This window comes from Arthrobacter sp. NPDC058192, from assembly GCF_042883665.1.
In the GTDB taxonomy this organism is placed as follows: Bacteria; Actinomycetota; Actinomycetes; order Actinomycetales; family Micrococcaceae; genus Arthrobacter.
This window is the reverse complement of the sequence record NZ_JBHVVJ010000024.1, coordinates 1-16,251: the sequence shown is the minus strand read 5'-3', so window position 1 is coordinate 16,251 and position 16,251 is coordinate 1. Positions and strand designations below refer to the sequence as shown.

Annotated in this window: 16 protein-coding genes; 15 read left to right on the top strand and 1 reads right to left on the bottom strand. The window is 67.5% G+C overall.

The window, feature by feature from the left end; all coding sequences use genetic code 11:
* Nucleotides 1–124: 124 nt before the first annotated feature.
* The 7 genes from ACFVVK_RS19405 to ACFVVK_RS19375 all read left to right on the top strand — a co-directional run bounded on the left by ACFVVK_RS19405 (nucleotide 125) and on the right by ACFVVK_RS19375 (nucleotide 5,777).
* Nucleotides 125–1,696: a molybdopterin-dependent oxidoreductase gene (locus ACFVVK_RS19405; RefSeq protein ID WP_390270865.1), complete on the top strand. Its 1,572-nt coding sequence runs from the start codon at nucleotides 125–127 to the stop codon at nucleotides 1,694–1,696.
* 25 nt (nucleotides 1,697–1,721) lie between these two features.
* The gene (glp, locus tag ACFVVK_RS19400; RefSeq protein WP_390270786.1) at nucleotides 1,722–2,945 is read left to right on the top strand and encodes a gephyrin-like molybdotransferase Glp; all 1,224 of its coding nucleotides are present in this window, start codon (nucleotides 1,722–1,724) and stop codon (nucleotides 2,943–2,945) included.
* Complete coding sequence (gene moaC / locus ACFVVK_RS19395; protein ID WP_390270783.1) at nucleotides 2,933–3,460, top strand: cyclic pyranopterin monophosphate synthase MoaC; 528 nt, start codon at nucleotides 2,933–2,935, stop codon at nucleotides 3,458–3,460. Before glp ends, moaC begins: the two co-directional genes overlap by 13 nt.
* Nucleotides 3,457–3,969 (top strand): MogA/MoaB family molybdenum cofactor biosynthesis protein, encoded by a 513-nt coding sequence (locus tag ACFVVK_RS19390; RefSeq protein WP_390270780.1) that lies wholly within the window; start codon nucleotides 3,457–3,459, stop codon nucleotides 3,967–3,969. Before moaC ends, ACFVVK_RS19390 begins: the two co-directional genes overlap by 4 nt.
* Complete coding sequence (locus tag ACFVVK_RS19385; protein WP_390270777.1) at nucleotides 3,959–4,432, top strand: molybdenum cofactor biosynthesis protein MoaE; 474 nt, start codon at nucleotides 3,959–3,961, stop codon at nucleotides 4,430–4,432. Before ACFVVK_RS19390 ends, ACFVVK_RS19385 begins: the two co-directional genes overlap by 11 nt.
* Nucleotides 4,433–4,527: 95 nt before the next feature.
* Nucleotides 4,528–5,286 (top strand): 4-hydroxy-tetrahydrodipicolinate reductase, encoded by a 759-nt coding sequence (gene dapB, locus ACFVVK_RS19380; RefSeq protein ID WP_390270774.1) that lies wholly within the window; start codon nucleotides 4,528–4,530, stop codon nucleotides 5,284–5,286.
* Nucleotides 5,287–5,291: 5 nt separating this feature from the next.
* Nucleotides 5,292–5,777, top strand: coding sequence for a hypothetical protein (locus ACFVVK_RS19375; protein ID WP_390270771.1), 486 nt, complete (start codon nucleotides 5,292–5,294; stop codon nucleotides 5,775–5,777).
* A gap of 28 nt (nucleotides 5,778–5,805) precedes the next feature.
* Here the strand turns inward: ACFVVK_RS19375 and ACFVVK_RS19370 are convergent, their stop codons facing one another.
* Nucleotides 5,806–7,059, bottom strand: a complete 1,254-nt coding sequence (locus ACFVVK_RS19370) for a heparan-alpha-glucosaminide N-acetyltransferase domain-containing protein (RefSeq protein WP_390270769.1) — start codon at nucleotides 7,057–7,059, stop codon at nucleotides 5,806–5,808.
* 93 nt (nucleotides 7,060–7,152) lie between these two features.
* Here ACFVVK_RS19370 and ACFVVK_RS19365 point away from each other — a divergent pair, with 93 nt between their 5' ends.
* From ACFVVK_RS19365 to ACFVVK_RS19330, 8 genes are all read left to right on the top strand, one after another.
* Nucleotides 7,153–7,584, top strand: a complete 432-nt coding sequence (locus tag ACFVVK_RS19365) for a hypothetical protein (RefSeq protein ID WP_390270766.1) — start codon at nucleotides 7,153–7,155, stop codon at nucleotides 7,582–7,584.
* A gap of 4 nt (nucleotides 7,585–7,588) precedes the next feature.
* Complete coding sequence (locus ACFVVK_RS19360; protein ID WP_390270763.1) at nucleotides 7,589–8,353, top strand: carbon-nitrogen hydrolase family protein; 765 nt, start codon at nucleotides 7,589–7,591, stop codon at nucleotides 8,351–8,353.
* A gap of 105 nt (nucleotides 8,354–8,458) precedes the next feature.
* Nucleotides 8,459–9,367 (top strand): 4-hydroxy-tetrahydrodipicolinate synthase, encoded by a 909-nt coding sequence (dapA, locus tag ACFVVK_RS19355; RefSeq protein ID WP_390270760.1) that lies wholly within the window; start codon nucleotides 8,459–8,461, stop codon nucleotides 9,365–9,367.
* Between the two features lie 60 nt (nucleotides 9,368–9,427).
* Nucleotides 9,428–11,119, top strand: coding sequence for a ribonuclease J (locus ACFVVK_RS19350; protein WP_390270758.1), 1,692 nt, complete (start codon nucleotides 9,428–9,430; stop codon nucleotides 11,117–11,119).
* A gap of 187 nt (nucleotides 11,120–11,306) precedes the next feature.
* Nucleotides 11,307–14,249 (top strand): DNA translocase FtsK, encoded by a 2,943-nt coding sequence (locus tag ACFVVK_RS19345; protein ID WP_390270755.1) that lies wholly within the window; start codon nucleotides 11,307–11,309, stop codon nucleotides 14,247–14,249.
* A gap of 25 nt (nucleotides 14,250–14,274) precedes the next feature.
* A complete protein-coding gene (gene pgsA / locus ACFVVK_RS19340) occupies nucleotides 14,275–14,913 on the top strand; it encodes a CDP-diacylglycerol--glycerol-3-phosphate 3-phosphatidyltransferase (protein WP_390270752.1) in 639 nt (212 codons plus the stop codon).
* Nucleotides 14,910–15,452: a CinA family protein gene (locus ACFVVK_RS19335; RefSeq protein ID WP_390270750.1), complete on the top strand. Its 543-nt coding sequence runs from the start codon at nucleotides 14,910–14,912 to the stop codon at nucleotides 15,450–15,452. Before pgsA ends, ACFVVK_RS19335 begins: the two co-directional genes overlap by 4 nt.
* Nucleotides 15,453–15,589: 137 nt before the next feature.
* On the top strand, nucleotides 15,590–16,042 hold the full coding sequence (locus ACFVVK_RS19330) for a helix-turn-helix domain-containing protein (RefSeq protein ID WP_390270747.1): 453 nt from the start codon (nucleotides 15,590–15,592) through the stop codon (nucleotides 16,040–16,042).
* Nucleotides 16,043–16,251 lie beyond the last annotated feature (209 nt).

Below are 16,251 nucleotides of genomic sequence, written 5' to 3'. Positions count from 1 at the left end.
GGGACCGGGCCAGCAACCGCAGCCCCGGCAACCGCAGCCCCGGCAACCGCAAGCCAAACACCCGCGGGCCGGGCAGCCGCAGGCACAGCGGCGACGGCGGGACCTGTGGGCAGCCGGGGCCGGGATGGTGGCCGTCGGGACCGCCGTGGTGCTCGGCGAACTCGCCGCCGGCCTGGTGAGCCCCACGGTGTCCCCGGTGACCGCCGTCGGCGGTGCCGTGATCGATGCCGTCCCGCCCGGTGTCAAGGAGTGGGTCATCTCCGTTTTCGGTACTGCCGACAAGGTGGCACTGCTCGGTGGCATGTCGCTGGTGATCGCCGCGCTCGCGGCCTTGTCCGGTGTGCTTGAAGTGCGGCACCGTTTTGCCGGGGTGGCCGTCATCGCCCTGTTCGGCGTTGTGGGTTTCGTGGCAGTACTCAGCCGGGCCGATGTGACCGCCAATGCCATCCCGGTGCCGGTGCTCGTGGCCCTGGTGGGGATCGCGCTGCTGCGCTGGCTCATCCGAAAACTGCTGGCGTGGCAAGCCTCCGTGGGGGAGATGCCGGCCGCGGAGACCGCCGGAGAGATACCGCGGGAGACGCCGGCCGCGGAGGCCCCGGCTGAACGTCCCGCGGGCGAAGCCGCACTGGCACGGCGGCGTTTCCTGTGGGCACTCGGCGGCACCGCCGCGGGTGCCGGCGTCGCCGGCGTGCTCGCCTCCACCCTGAGGGGAGCGGCCGCAGTCGTCAGCGAGGTGCGCAGCAGGCTGGCCCTGCCGGCAGCCGCCTCGCCCGCGCCGCCCATCCCCGCAGGCGCCGAGATCCGGCTGGACGGTCTCGGGCCGCTCGTGACGCCGAACAAGGACTTTTACCGGATCGATACCGCCCTGCGGGTTCCCCTGGTCGACCCCAATACCTGGACGCTGAAGGTCACGGGCATGGTGGAACGTGAGATTGAACTCGACTTTGCCGCCCTCCTGGCCAAGCCCATGACCGAACGCCATGTCACGATCGCGTGCGTTTCCAACGAGGTTGGCGGGGACCTGATCGGCAATGCCCGCTGGCTCGGCTGGCCGGTCCGCGAGCTGCTCGCCATGGCCCGCCCCAAACCCGGGGCAGACATGGTTCTGTCCCGGAGCACGGACGGCTTTACGGCCGGGACGCCGCTGGAGGCCCTCACGGACAGCCGCGACGCACTGCTGGTGGTGGGAATGAACGGCGAGCCGCTCCCGTTCGAGCACGGATACCCGGTCCGGCTGATCGTTCCCGGCCTGTACGGCTACGTTTCGGCCACCAAGTGGGTCACGGAGTTGAAGGTGACCCGCTATGCGGACGACGTTGCCTACTGGACGCCCCGCGGCTGGAGCGAGCGCGGGCCCATCAAGACCTCGTCGCGGATCGACGTGCCGCAGGACGGGCAGGGTGTGATGGCGGGGACTGTGGTGTTCGGCGGCGTCGCGTGGGCGCAGCACACGGGCATCGGGAAGGTGGAACTGCGGGTCAACCGCGGCGCCTGGCAGCAGGCCGAATTGGCCCCGGGCATCTCGAAGGACACGTGGTACCAGTGGAAGCTTCCGCTGGCACTGACGCCGGGACAGTACGAGGTCCAGGTCCGGGCCACAACCCTCGACGGCGTCCCGCAAACCGAGGAGTCCGCCCCCGTCGCGCCGAGCGGGGCCACCGGCTTCCACACCGTTAGAGTTGTGGTGAATTCCTAGCGAGCTGAGCAAAGGTCAGGAACGCATGCACCGCACCGAGACAATGCACGTCAACGTGGAAGCGCACCGGGACAAGGTGCGGATGCTCCTGGCCCCGCTCCGCGCGGAGGACCGGGTAGAACGGCTCCCGCTGCTGGCGGCCTTGGGCCGCGGACTCGCCGCCGACATTCACGCCCCGCTGGACCTGCCCCCGTTTGCGAACTCGCAGATGGACGGCTTCGCGATCCGCAGCGGCGACGTGCCCGACGGCGGCATGGAGCTGCGCGTCGTCGCGCCCGTCCCGGCCGGGGCAGCACCAGCGCAACTGGCTGCCGGCACCGCCGCGCCGATCATGACGGGGGCCATGATGCCGGCCGGAGCCGACGCCGTCGTTCCCATCGAGCAGGCGGTACCGGATTCGTTCCCGTTGCCCGGGGAGCCGGCCACGGTCCGTGTGCCTGCCACGGCCGCCGGAACGTTTGTGCGCACCGCCGGCAGCGACATTCGCTCGGGTGAACTCGCGCTCGGCGCCGGGACGTGCCTCGGCCCGGGCCAGCTGGGACTCCTGGCGGCCATGGGCCACACGGACGTGCCCGTCAGCGTCCGCCTCCGGGTCCTGCTGGTCACCACGGGCGACGAGGTCGTGGAACCGGGCAGCCCGCTGGGACCGGGCAAAATCTTCGACTCCAACGGCACGCTGCTCGAGTCCGCTCTGCGCCAGGCCGGGCTCGAGGTCACACGAACGGGCATCTCCACCGACCGGCCGGACGAACTGGCCGCACTGCTGCGCCGGCATTCCCCGGCCGTGGACCTCATCATCACCACCGGGGGCGTTAGCAAAGGCGCCTATGAGGTGGTCCGCCAGGCGCTGGCCGGACACGACGTCGAATTCACCCCGGTGGCGATGCAGCCGGGCGGCCCGCAGGGGATCGGCAGCTTCGACGGTGTCCCCGTGCTGGGATTCCCGGGCAACCCGGTGAGCTGCCTCGTATCCTTCGAAATGTTCCTGCGTCCCGTCCTCACCGAGCTTTTCGGTGCCCCGGCGCCGCGGCCGGCGGTTCGCGCGCGGCTCGCCGAGCCACTGACCTCCCCGGCGGCCAAGCACCAGGTCCGGCGCGGCACGCTGGCCCCGGACGGCACCGTCCGGCTGGAGGGCGGCCCGGGGTCCCACCTGGTCCACGCCCTGGCCCGCTCCAATGCCCTCGTCCACATTCCCGAGGGGACAGCGGCTCTCGCCGCGGGCGATGAAGTGGAAGTATGGATTCTGTGAATGAAGCAGACAACGCTGACGCCGGAACCGTCCACTCCACAGCCGTAAGCACCGGCCTGACCCACCTCCGCCACGACGGCACAGCCCAGATGGTTGATGTGTCCAACAAGGCCGAATCCACGCGGGAGGCCACGGCCACCGCAACGGTCCGCAGCACGGCTGAGGTTTTGTCGCTCCTTGGCTCGGGCGAGCTACCCAAGGGCGACGCGCTCGCCGTCGCCCGCGTTGCCGGGATCCTGGCGGCCAAGAAAACCCCCGAGCTGATCCCGCTGTGCCACCCGCTGCCCATCGCCAAGGTCACCATCGACTTCGAGCTCGACGCCGACTTCGTCACCGTTTTTGCCACGGTCAAGACGCGCGGCGTCACCGGGGTCGAGATGGAGGCACTGACCGCGGCGTCGGTCGCCGCGCTGAGCGTCTATGACATGATCAAGGCCGTGGACAAGCACGCGGTCCTGACCGACATCAAAGTGCTCGCCAAAAGCGGCGGCAAGAGCGGGGACTGGACCCTATGAACACACCCGAACCGCACCGCCACGGCGAGGCGACGGGCCGGAAGGCCGGCGTCGTGATTGCCTCCACCCGAGCGGCAGCCGGCGTCTATGAGGACCTTACGGGCCCCGTCATCATCGACTGGCTCACCGAACACGGCTTTGAGCCGTTTCCCGCCCTGGTGGTTCCGGACGGGGCCCCGGTGGGAGCCGCGCTCCGAGCCCTGCTGAGCCAGCGACCGGCCGTCATCATTACCAGCGGCGGCACGGGCCTGAGCCCCACCGACGCGACCCCCGAACAGACCCTGCCCCTGCTGGACCGGGAAATCCCCGGCATCATGGAGGGCATCCGGAACGCCGGGGCCGCCAAGACGCCGATGGCCATGCTCAGCCGGGGCCACGCGGGCGCGGCCGGACAGACGTTCATCGTGAACCTGCCCGGTTCACCCAAGGGCGTCATGGACGGGCTCAGCGTGCTGGATCCCATCGTGGGACATCTCTGCGACCAGCTGGAAGGCAGCCATGGGCACTGAAACCGGATTTGAAATCGTACACGCCGTCCTGAGCGCCGAGCCCATCTCGGTGGACCAGGCGATCGCGGCTGTTGAATCGGACACCGCGGGGGCAGTGGTCAGCTTCAGCGGTGTGGTCCGCAACCACGACGGCGGCAAGCACGTCTCCAGGCTCAGCTACAGCGCCCATCCGACGGCGCACCAGGTGATGGCCGACGTCGTCGCCCGGCTCGTGGCGGAGCACTCCGTCCCGGCCCCTGGCGCTGACGAACAGCAGCAGCCCGTGCGCATCTGGGCGGCCCACCGGATCGGCATGCTCGAGATCGGCGAGCCTGCCCTGGTCTGCGCAGTCTCCGCCGCCCACCGCGGCCAGGCTTTCGCAGTGTGCGCCGAACTGGTGGACCGGGTCAAAGCCCAGGTGCCGATCTGGAAGGAACAGTTCTTCGCCGACGGCACTGTTGAATGGGTCGGGGCTGGCGAATAGGCCAGGGCCGGGACTTGTCACCACTGCCCACGGAGGCTCGTAACCCAATACCGCCGGTTCCGGCAGGCCGCGGCCCCGGCGGTAGGGTTGATGGCATGACCGAACAACTCTCCGTCGCCGTCCTGGGCGCCCGCGGACGCATGGGCGCCGAGGCCGTGAAAGCAATCGACGCCGCCGCGGACCTGGTGCTCGTCGCGGCACTTGGCCGCAACGACTCCCTGGAAACGTTGACCAGCTCCGGCGCACAGATCGTCGTCGACCTGACCATCCCAGAAAGCACCGAGGCGAACGTCCGCTTCGCCGTCGACCACGGCATGCACGCCGTGGTCGGCACCACCGGCTGGGACGCCGGGCGGCTCGCGGATCTTCAGGACCGCCTCGCCACCCGGCCCGGCGTCGGCGTGCTCATCGCCCCGAACTTCGCCCTCGGTTCGGTCCTGGCTTCCGCCTTTGCCGCCAAGGCATCCAGGTACTTCGACTCGGTCGAAATTATTGAACTGCACCATCCGGACAAGGTGGATGCCCCCTCCGGCACGGCTGTGCGGACGGCGCAGCTCATCTCGGCCGAGCGCGCTGCGGCCGGGATGCCCTCCAGCCCGGACGCCACGACCACTGAGCTGGCCGGCGCCCGCGGCTGCGACGTCGACGGCGTCCGCGTCCACAGCGTCCGGCTCCGCGGCCTCGTCGCGCACCAGGAGGTCCTGCTGGGCGGCCCGGGCGAGCAGCTGACGCTCCGCCACGACTCCTTCGACCGTGCCTCCTTCATGCCCGGCGTGCTGCTCGGCGTCCGCAACGTCGCCGCGCACCCCGGGCTCACCGTGGGCCTCGACGGCTACCTGGACCTGGGACTCTGAGCTCGATGGCTGCTGCTTTGTCTGCCCTGAAAGCCAACCGCACCAAGATCTGGGTGGGGGCTGTCACGCTGTTGCTGGTGTTTTACCTGGTGGTGTCCTTCCAGCGTTCCCTGCTCCTCATGTCGGACCCCAGCCTGGTGGCGAAGGCGATCGGCGTCGCCTACCTCGTGCTGCCCGTCATCGGGGCTTGGGCCCTGGTCAGGGAACTCCTGTTCGGTGCACGCACCGAGCGTCTGGCGAAAATCCTCGAGGCCGAAGGAGGCCTGCCGGAGGACACCCTGCCGCGAACGCCCGGCGGTCGAATTGTCAGAGAGGCAGCGGACCGGGAATTCGAGAAATACCGCGCCGAGGCGGAAGCTGCCCCGGAAGACTGGCGTTCATGGTTCCGGCTCAGCTGTGCCTACGACGCGGCCGGCGACCGTAAGCGCGCCCGCACCTCGATGCGGGATGCCGTGCGAATGTTCCGCGAAGGCTCCCCGAAACCCGAATAGATAACGGGTAGCAGCCACGGGCTCCTCGCTACCGGAAGCGGGTCGATTGGCGGGCCCGGGTCGGCTGGTAGCTCCCCGCCCTGTTGGCGGCGTGGGTGACCCACTCCAGCGGCCCGCGCCAGACAAGTGCCGCGAAGACGGCTCCGATCACCAGCACGCCGATCACCTGCGCCCAGTAGACGCCGTCCACGCTCCACCCGGGCGCCAGCGCCTGATCGTGGAGGGCCGCCATGACGCACAGATGCGCCGTGTAGAGGCTCAGCGTCATGGCCCCGGCGCCGCGGAACGCGAGCAGCAGGTCAAGCTCCAGCCATTCGCCCAGCCGGGCGAGCAGCAGGCACACGCCAATCACGGCGGCGGCGATCCCCGAGGTGTGGAGCAGATCCAGCGTGCTGCCCGAGTGCGGTGAACTGGTGGCCAACCACCACACCGAGCCGGACTGTTCGACGCCGAGAAGGTTCACCTGCAGCAGACTCGCCAGGGGGTAGGAGGGGTCGCCGATCTGCGCCTCCAGTGCCTGCCTTCCACCCCAGTCCTCCATCAGGACTATGCCCAGCCACTTGGCGCCAAGGGCCACCACCGTTCCCGCGGCGAGCAGCAGGAACGGCGTCAGACTCTTAGAGAGCGCTAACCGGCCGATCGCCAGCCCCGCCAGAAGATAGGCGACCCACTGCAGGACAGGGTAATAGCCCGTAAGGAATAGGTCGCCCAGCAGCCTCGCCGGTGTGGTCAGGTCCTCCCAGCCGGGGTTGTGCCCCAGCCGCAAGGGCGGGTCTGCAGCCAGCAGCCAGGGCCGCAACAGGTAGGCCAGCACGGGGGAGGCCAGGACCCAAGCGGCCGCGAGCAGTAGAAGGCGCTTGGCTCCAAGTCCGACAAACGGCAACACGCACAAGAACAAAAGCGCGTAGTGGACCAGGATGATGGCGATATTGACTTCCAGGCCGCCTACCGAGAGGCCGACGGCACCTACCACGAGCGCCCTGAGGGCGATGCCACGGCGCGCAGCTCCCAGCGCGGATCCCTCGAGAGGATGCTGCTTGCCGGTGGACAGGGCCAGGCCAACGCCCGCTAGCACAGCAAACAGTGCAGCCGCCCGTCCGGAAAATGCCAGCCCCACCCAGGTCGGCGTGAGCTGTGGGTCCGGCTCGAAGATCGGCAGTACGTGGGTGGCCATCATTGCCAGCAACGCCAGGCCGCGTGCCGCGTCGATCCCGGCGAGGCGGACTCCGGCAGAGGTCCCTTTGGCGGTCCGGAAGGCAGTGGCGGTTCCGCGTGCGGTCATCGTCTGATCGTCTCATGTTCGGCCTGTTCACAGCGCCATAAAGGGACCGCGCCGAGCCTTGTATTCGAATATATGTTCGAATAACATGGCTGCATGGACAACGCCTCAGAGCCCGCATTCCTGAACCCCGACTACGCCCGCCCGGAACGGTCCGGCCTGCCGGCCGCTGGCCGTGACGAGGGCCGTGAAGCCGGCGCTGGAGTCCTCAAGGCCATGAGCCCGGGCGTCGTGGACTTTCTCTTCCGGCGGCTTGTTGCGGGCCAGCCGGCGGAAGATGTCCAGTGGGGCCAGGAGGGAACGGCCCTGGCCGCGGCGCCGCCGGGAGCGGAGCTGGCCCGGCGGCTGGCTGAGACTGATCTCGACGCCCTCACGCCAACGGAATTGTTCCACTATGTGCGGGCGGCCCAGCGCCTCGCCTCCTGGGCCGAGTCGCTGCGGGAGACAGCCGTCGGACGTTACTGCTCGATCCCCACGGCACCTTACGCATCCTCCGATGATCAAGCGGGAGGTGAATGCCTAGGATGACAGGGTGACCACTGGCTCAATTACCCCGCTGACGCTTTCCGCCGTTCAGTACGCCGCCTCGGATGGTGGCGTGGCGGCCAACGTCCCCGAACACATCCGCTTGATCGAGGACGCGGAGTCGCACGGGGCCCGGCTCGTCATCTTTCCCGAACTCTCCCTGACCGGGTACCGGCTGGACCTGCTGGAGGGGCCGGGGGACTGGCTGAGCGCAGCCGACGGACGCCTGGACGGCATCCGCGAAATCTGCCGGCGCACTGGAATCACGGCCGTGGTTGGTGCTGCGTTCAAGGAGGACGACGGCACGCCGCGCCTGGCGTCCCTTGCGATCCACCCCGCGGGATCTGTCGAGCCCAGCTTCAAGACCCGGCTGCACGGGGCGGAGCAAGAGCTTTTCGTTGCCGGCAGCCAGCCCGCGGTGCTGGAGGTCGACGGCTGGAAGGTCGCTTTGGCGCTTTGTTTCGACGCAGCCCACCCGGGCCACGCGGAGTGGGCTGCGCAGGCGGGCGCTGACGTCTATGCCGTCTCGGCGCTCTACACGGCCGGGGAAGACCATCGGCTGGGGCTGCACCTTGGTGCCCGCGCCATGGACAACCGGATGTTCTCCGTCCTGGCGAACCTCGGGGGCGCCACGCCGCTGGGCCCTTCCTGCGGGCTGAGCGGCTTTTGGGGGCCCGAGGGGCTCCCGCACGGCCAGGCGGCCGGGACCGGGACCGAAGTGCTGACGGCTAGCCTCCAGTACAGCCTGCTGGAGCGGTACCGGCAGCCCTGAGCTCCTGCCGGATGGCCTAAAAGTGACGTGCGGCCCGGCGAGTTTGACGTTCGTCACACCCTCGCCATTGTCCTCACATGCCGGAGACAAGGTAACGTTTTTCATATGGCTGACTCTGATATTCGCTCTTGCACGTTCGGGAACCTCGTGACCGCGATGGTCACACCTTTCACCACCGACGGTGAGGTCGACTATCAGCAGAACGCGGAACTGGCGAACAAGCTCGTTGACGAAGGCAATGATGCCCTCGTTATCTCCGGCACGACGGGGGAAACCTCCACGCTCGAGGACGACGAGAAAGAGAAGCTTTTCCGGGTCATTGTCGAGGCCGTCGGGGACCGCGCGAAGGTGATCGCGGGAACCGGGACCAACCACACGTCACACTCGATCGAGATGGCCAAGCGCGCCGCCAAGGCCGGCGCCCATGGCCAGTTGATCGTCACGCCGTATTACAACAAACCGAGCCAGGCCGGCATCATCGCCCACATCGAGGCCGTGGCAGACGCCGCCGACCTCCCCGTCATGGTGTACGACATTCCCGGCCGCGCCGGCGTGCCCATCGAGCCGGAGACCATGATCCGGCTCGCCGACCACCCCAACATCGTTGCCCTCAAGGATGCCAAGGCCGATTTCGCCGCCGTCACCCAGGTTTTGGCGAACACCGACCTTGACGTCTACTCCGGCGATGACGGACTCACACTGCCCTGGATGGCCGCCGGCGCCGTCGGGCTGGTGAGTGTCTCTGCGCACGTCGCGTCGCGGCAGTTCCGCGCCCTGATCGATGCCGCCCTTGCAGGTGATTTCGCAACCGCCCGCACCTTACATTTCGAACTGGACCCCGTGGTCCGCGCAGTGATGACCCATATCCAGGGTGCTGTCGCTGCCAAGCAGGTTCTTAAGTGGCAGGGAGTCCTGCCCAACTCGGTTGTCCGTTTGCCCCTCGTGGAGCCGGGCGAGGCCGAGATCGCAATCATCCGCGAGGATTTGGCGGAAGCGGGGATGGCCTTGTCCTGATCAGGAGTATCTCCTGACCGTCAAGAACCAGCCCGGCTTCTGCCTGGAAAGTAGTGCATTATGACCCAAACCGCCCTTCCCGGCCTTGCCACGCCCCCGAGACTGCCGAAGAACACCCTGCGGATTGTCCCGCTCGGCGGCATCGGGGAAATCGGCCGCAATATGACCGTTTTCGAGATCGAGGGCAAGCTCCTCATCGTTGACTGCGGCGTGCTGTTCCCCGAGGAGACGCAGCCCGGCGTCGACCTCATCCTGCCGGACTTCTCCTACATCGAGAACCGTCTCGAGGACATCGTCGCGGTGGTGCTGACGCACGGCCACGAGGACCACATCGGAGCAGTGCCGTACCTGCTGCGCCTGCGCGCCGACATCCCCATTGTGGGTTCCCAGCTGACGCTGGCCCTCATTGAGGCCAAGCTGCAGGAGCACCGGATCAAGCCGTACACGATGACGGTCGTCGAGGGCCAGGTCGAGAAGTTCGGGCCATTCGAATGCGAGTTCGTCGCCGTCAACCACTCGATCCCGGACGCCCTGGCAGTGTTCCTCCGAACCGCGGGCGGCACCGTCCTGCACACCGGTGACTTCAAGATGGACCAGCTGCCGCTGGACGGCCGCATTACCGACCTCCGGCACTTCGCCAAACTGGGCGAAGAAGGCGTGGACCTGTTCATGTCGGACTCGACCAATGCCGACGTCCCGGGCTTCACCACCGCCGAGAAGGAAATCGGACCCACGCTGGACCGGATGTTCGGCCAGGCCTCCAAGCGCATCATCGTGGCCTCCTTCTCGTCCCACGTGCACCGCGTCCAGCAGGTGCTCGACGCCGCCGCCAACCACAACCGCAAGGTGGCCTTCGTGGGCCGCTCCATGGTCCGGAACATGGCCATCGCCGCGAAGCTGGGCTATCTGGAGGTCCCGGCCGGGATCCTCGTCGACATCAAGAACATCGACAACCTGCCGGACAACCGCGTGGTGCTGATGTCCACCGGTTCCCAGGGCGAGCCCATGGCGGCCTTGTCCCGCATGGCCAACGGCGACCACCGCGTCGTCGTGGGTGAAGGCGACACCGTCATCCTCGCCTCAAGCCTGATCCCGGGCAACGAAAACGCGGTCTTCCGCATCATCAACGGGCTGCTGAAGCTGGGCGCGGACGTCATCCACAAGGGCAACGCCAAGGTGCACGTCTCCGGGCACGCTGCCGCCGGCGAACTGCTTTACTGCTACAACATCCTTGAACCGCTCAACGCCATGCCGGTGCACGGCGAAACCCGGCACCTCATCGCCAACGGCAAGATCGCCCTTGAATCCGGAGTTCCGGAGGAGAGCATTCTGCTCGCGGACAACGGCACGGTGATTGACCTGCGCGACCACCAGGCCGATATCGTGGGCCAGGTCGAGGTCGGTTTCGTCTATGTTGACGGCTCCAGCGTCGGCGAGGTGACCGAAGCTGATCTCAAGGACCGGCAGACTCTCGGCGACGAAGGCTTCATCTCCATCATCACCGTCATCCACCGTGCCACCGGGAAGGTGGTCTCCGGACCGGAGATCCACGCCCGCGGCGTGGCCGAGGACGATTCAGTCTTCGACGAGATCATCCCCAAGATCAACGCGGCCCTCGAAGAGGCCGTGCAGAACCGCACCGACCACACGACGCACCAGCTGCAGCAGGTCGTCCGGCGCGTGGTGGGCACCTGGGTCAACCGCAAACTGCGCCGCAAGCCCATGATCATCCCGGTGGTCCTGGAAGCGTAGGAAAGCGCAGGGCGGCGTCAGCCCCCGCACTGCGGGACTATCCCGGTGAACGGCCTCTCCGGCCCGCGCGCAGCCTCGGGCGGCGGCGGGCAGGGGAGGCCGTTGCCCGTTGGTGCGGCAGGCAACATGATCCCGGACGCCGCGGAAATCCGGGGTTTTCGGCCCGTCGTCCGGTACCGTGGCGGGTATGGCGACTCGTACTTCTTCCGCGCCTAGAGGAAACTCAAGCGGCAAATCAGGCAGTTCTCCCGGCCGGGGGTCCAGTCCCGCCGCATCCAAATCCGCCCGGCCACGGGGCGCCGCAGGTGGAACCGCAGCCACGGCCCGGACCCGGCAGATGGCCGCCGTCGAGCCGCACCAGTCGTGGGCCGTACGGGTCCTGGCCGGTGCGTGGCTCGGCATCGGCCACGTTGTCGGCGCGGGTATCCGGCGGGTCGGCTACGACGTCAGCGACCTCGCCCCCGAGGACCGCCGCGACGGTGCCGCGCTGTTCAACCTGGCACTGGGCGTCTTCATCGCCACGTTTGCCTGGTGGGGGTTCCAAGGCTGGTTCCCGGACCGTGTGTTTGCGGTTGTCAACGGCACCTTCGGCTGGATGTCCCTGCTGCTGCCGCTGATGCTGTTCGTGTGCGCCTTCCGCCTGTTCCGCCAGCCCGATGACGGCCGGGGCAACAACAGGATCGGCATCGGCTTCCTGATCATGACCCTTGCCGGCTCCGGCCTGGCCCACGTGATCGGTGGCCAGCCGACCGTGGCTGAGGGGTTCGACGGGTTGCGCAGGGCCGGCGGCATGCTCGGTTACCTCGCCGCGGCCCCGCTGGCCGCACTCCACCCGGCAGTCCCAGTGGTGGTGTACGGCCTGCTCGCCTTCACCTCGCTGCTGATCGTCACCGCGACGCCCTTCGGCGCCATCCCCGGGCGCCTGCGCGGCGGATACGAGCATCTGATGGGCATAGACCTGCGCGACGACGACGTCGACGACGGGCATGACCGCAGCTACCTCTACGAGAACGACGCCCCGGCCGCACCCAAGAAGAGGCGCAAGCGGCTGTTCGGCAAGGACCAGGACGACGCCGACGTCGAAGGCTACGTCGGTGACGAAGCGTTCGAGCGGGCGCTGATCGACGATGAGGAAGCCGGTGACGCCGGGCCGCCCGCGAAGGGGAAGGGCGCCAAGGCGCTGTCCAGTGCGGCGCCCGACGTCGCGCCGGGAGTCCGCCGTCCCACGCAGGCCGAGATCGCCGTCGAAAAGATCAAGGCGGCCCAGGGGCTCGGCTCCTCCACGCTGGGCGCGGCCGAGTCCTCCGCTGGCGAGAACGCGACCGAAGCCATTCCGATGGTGACCCCCGGGATGGTGGGCGCGGGTACCCAGAACCCGGCGGCCGCGAAGGTTCCCGCCAATCCGGTGGCACCGGCACCGCTGCCCACCCCGATCCCGCAGCGGACCGAGCAGCTCTCGCTGGCCGGCGATGTTACCTACACGCTCCCGGCGTCGGACATGCTCACGCCCGGTTCGATTCCGAAGGAACGCACTGAGGCCAACGACGCCATCGTGGCCTCACTGACCGAGACGCTTACCCAGTTCAACGTGGACGCCCAGGTGACCGGTTTCAGCCGCGGCCCCACTGTCACCCGCTATGAGATCGAGCTGTCCCCGGGCACCAAGGTGGAGCGGGTGACCGCGCTGTCCAAGAACATCTCCTACGCCGTGGCGAGCTCGGACGTGCGGATCCTGAGCCCCATCCCGGGCAAGTCCGCTATCGGCATCGAAATCCCCAATACGGACCGCGAGACCGTGTCGTTGGGCGACGTGCTCCGCAGCCAGAACGCCCGGCGCACCGACCACCCCATGGTCATGGGCGTCGGCAAGGACGTCGAGGGCGGCTACGTCGTGGCCAACCTCGCCAAGATGCCGCACTTGCTGGTCGCTGGCGCCACCGGTGCCGGCAAGTCTTCTTTCGTGAACTCGATGATCACCTCGATCCTGATGCGGGCCACCCCGGACGAGGTCCGCATGGTCATGGTGGACCCCAAGCGCGTGGAACTGACGGCCTACGAGGGGGTCCCGCACCTCATCACCCCCATCATCACCAACCCGAAGAAAGCGGCTGAGGCGCTGCAGTGGGTGGTTCGGGAAATGGACGCCCGCTACGACGACCTCGCCAACTACGGGTTCAAGCACATCGACGACTTCAACAAGGCCGTTCGGGCCGGCAAGGTCCACCCTCCGGTGGACTCTAAGCGCGTCATCAAGCCGTACCCGTACCTGCTGGTGATTGTGGACGAACTCGCCGACCTCATGATGGTGGCCCCGCGCGACGTCGAAGACTCCATTGTCCGCATCACGCAGCTGGCCCGCGCGGCCGGCATCCACCTGGTGCTGGCCACCCAGCGTCCGTCCGTCGACGTCGTGACCGGCCTGATCAAGGCCAACGTGCCCTCCCGCATGGCCTTCGCCACCTCCTCCGTCACGGACTCCCGGGTGGTCCTGGACCAGCCGGGGGCCGAAAAGCTGATCGGCCAGGGTGACGCTTTGTTCCTGCCGATGGGTGCCTCCAAGGCGATGCGTGTCCAGGGCGCGTGGGTCACCGAATCAGAGATCCACAAGGTGGTGGAGCACGTCAAGGGCCAGCTCCAGGCCGTCTACCGTGACGACGTCGCGCCCGAAGCGCAGAAGAAGCAGATCGACGACGACATCGGGGACGACCTCGAGGTCCTGCTGCAGGCGACGGAGCTGGTGGTCACCACCCAGTTCGGCTCCACGTCGATGCTGCAGCGCAAGCTCCGGGTCGGCTTCGCCAAGGCCGGACGCCTCATGGACCTGCTGGAGTCACGCGGTGTGGTGGGCCCGTCCGAGGGCTCCAAGGCCCGCGATGTGCTGGTCAAGCCGGACGATCTCGCCGCCGTGCTCGCCGCAATGAAGGGCCTCGAGGCTCCCGCCGCCGCGGACTCCCAGACGGCGGCCCTCAGCGATAACGCCAACGCAAACATCGCCCAGGGCGGCTACGCGGAGGACCTCGTGGCGGCCGATCTGGATAACCGTACGCAGGCCATCGACTACCACGACGGCGCCGACAGCTCCGAGGACGAGGACGGCTCGGAGGACGCCTGGTCGCTCACCGGCCGGTAGCGTGTGGAGACGGTAGCCTAGGAAGGTGAATAGCGCCGAAGCCAACGCCGGGTCCGCCTCGCGGATCTGGAACCTGCCGAACATCCTGACGATGCTGCGGATTGTTCTGGTGCCCTTCTTCGTCTGGTTCCTGATCCTCGACGCCCCCGGGCTGCAGGCCCAAAACGGCGTCTGGCGCTGGGCCGCCGCGTTCGTTTTCGCCGTCGCGATCTACACGGACAAGCTCGACGGCGACATCGCCCGGTCCCGCGGACTGGTCACCGACTTCGGCAAGATCGCGGACCCGATCGCGGACAAGCTCCTGATCGGTTCTGCCCTGGTCATGCTCTCGCTGCTGCAGGAACTCCCGTGGTGGGTTACGATCCTGATCCTGGCCAGGGAATGGGGCATCACCGCGCTGCGGTTCTTCGTCATCCGTTACGGCGTGATTCCGGCCTCGCGCGGCGGGAAGCTCAAAACAGTGGTGCAGACGTTGGCGATCTTCCTGTACATCCTTCCGCTCTCGGCAATTGCCCCCTGGCTCAGCGTTGTAGCGTTCGTCGTCATGATGGTTGCCCTGGCCATCACCCTGTGGACCGGCGGCGAATACGTCATTGAGGCCCTCAAGGTCCGCGCTTCCGGGATCAGGGCCGAGAAAGCACGGGTAGGGGAGAGCAAGCCATGACCGAGCCGAACGACAACGCGGATTCCGGTCTGCACGCCAAGCTTCACCCCAATCTTCACCGGATGTCGGAGCAGGCAGTCACCGGCGCCATCGGCCGCGGCATGACTGCAGCCACCGCCGAATCCCTGACGGCCGGCATGGTGGCCGCCGTCCTGGCCGACACGCCCGGTGCCTCCGCCATGCTGCAGGGTGGCGTGGTGTCCTACGCCAATTCCGTCAAGACCGGCGTCCTGGGCGTTCCTGCCGCACTGCTCGGCGCCGTCGGCTCCGTGGATGGAGAGGTCGCGGCGGCCATGGCCGACGGCGCGCGCCGCATCTGCGGTGCCGACATCGGCGTGTCCACCACCGGGGTGGCAGGGCCCGAACCGCATGACGGCAAAGCCGTTGGCACGGTCTTCATCGGCATCGCCACGGCGGAAGGGTCGACGTCGTACCCGTATTCCTTTGAGGGCACCCGCGCAGAGATCCGCGCCCTTGCCTGTGGTGCGGCCCTGGAGCGGCTGCTCGAAGCCCTATCTTCTGAAAGCTACCGGGCGTAAAGTTGCCGGGAACAAAAGTTGATTCCGAATAGTTGTTACATTGTGTCGCTTCCAAATAAGGGAGGCGCCTAGGATGAAGTCATTAGCAGAGTCCGCCCACCGGCGGACGACACAGTACGAGGAGCAAGGCGATACAGATGGTAAAGCAGCCCGTATCCGTAAACGGCGTTGTCCGCTGGAAGGATGTGGGCCTCGCCGATCAGGCAAAGAGCGAACAGAAGGAGCGCAAGATGGTTGTACTTCGTCACGAAATCGGTGATGTCCTGCGCGATGTCCGCCAACGCCAAGGCCGTACCCTCCGCGAAGTCTCGCACAGTGCCCGTGTTTCCTTGGGCTACCTGAGTGAAGTGGAACGCGGCCAGAAGGAAGCTTCCTCGGAGTTGCTGTCCTCGATCTGCTCGGCCCTCGATGTTCCGCTTTCGAGCATGCTCCGTGAAGTCAGCGACCGCGTCGCGGTCGCTGAGGGCGTGACGGTTCCGGACACCGTCCCCCAGGAGTTCGCTCAGCGCTACGGCCGCGATCTCGATCGGGAACTCAACTCCGACCTCAACGACGAGCTGGCGAAGGGCCTCCTTTCCGGAGCACGCTAGACGCCAACTCACCTAAGACGCAGACAAGGACCCCCGGCGGTAAGCTTGGGTTCTAACGGTCGTTGCAACACCCAGCATTTTTGGGAGTTGCAACGACCGTGTCTCGTTTAAGCGGTGAATCATCGAGTGGAGCGCGCTCCGGCAAGGATCAGAAGGCTGCATTTTTCGCGGTTTTTGACCGCCTTGGAAGCACACGGGCAGCGGCGAGG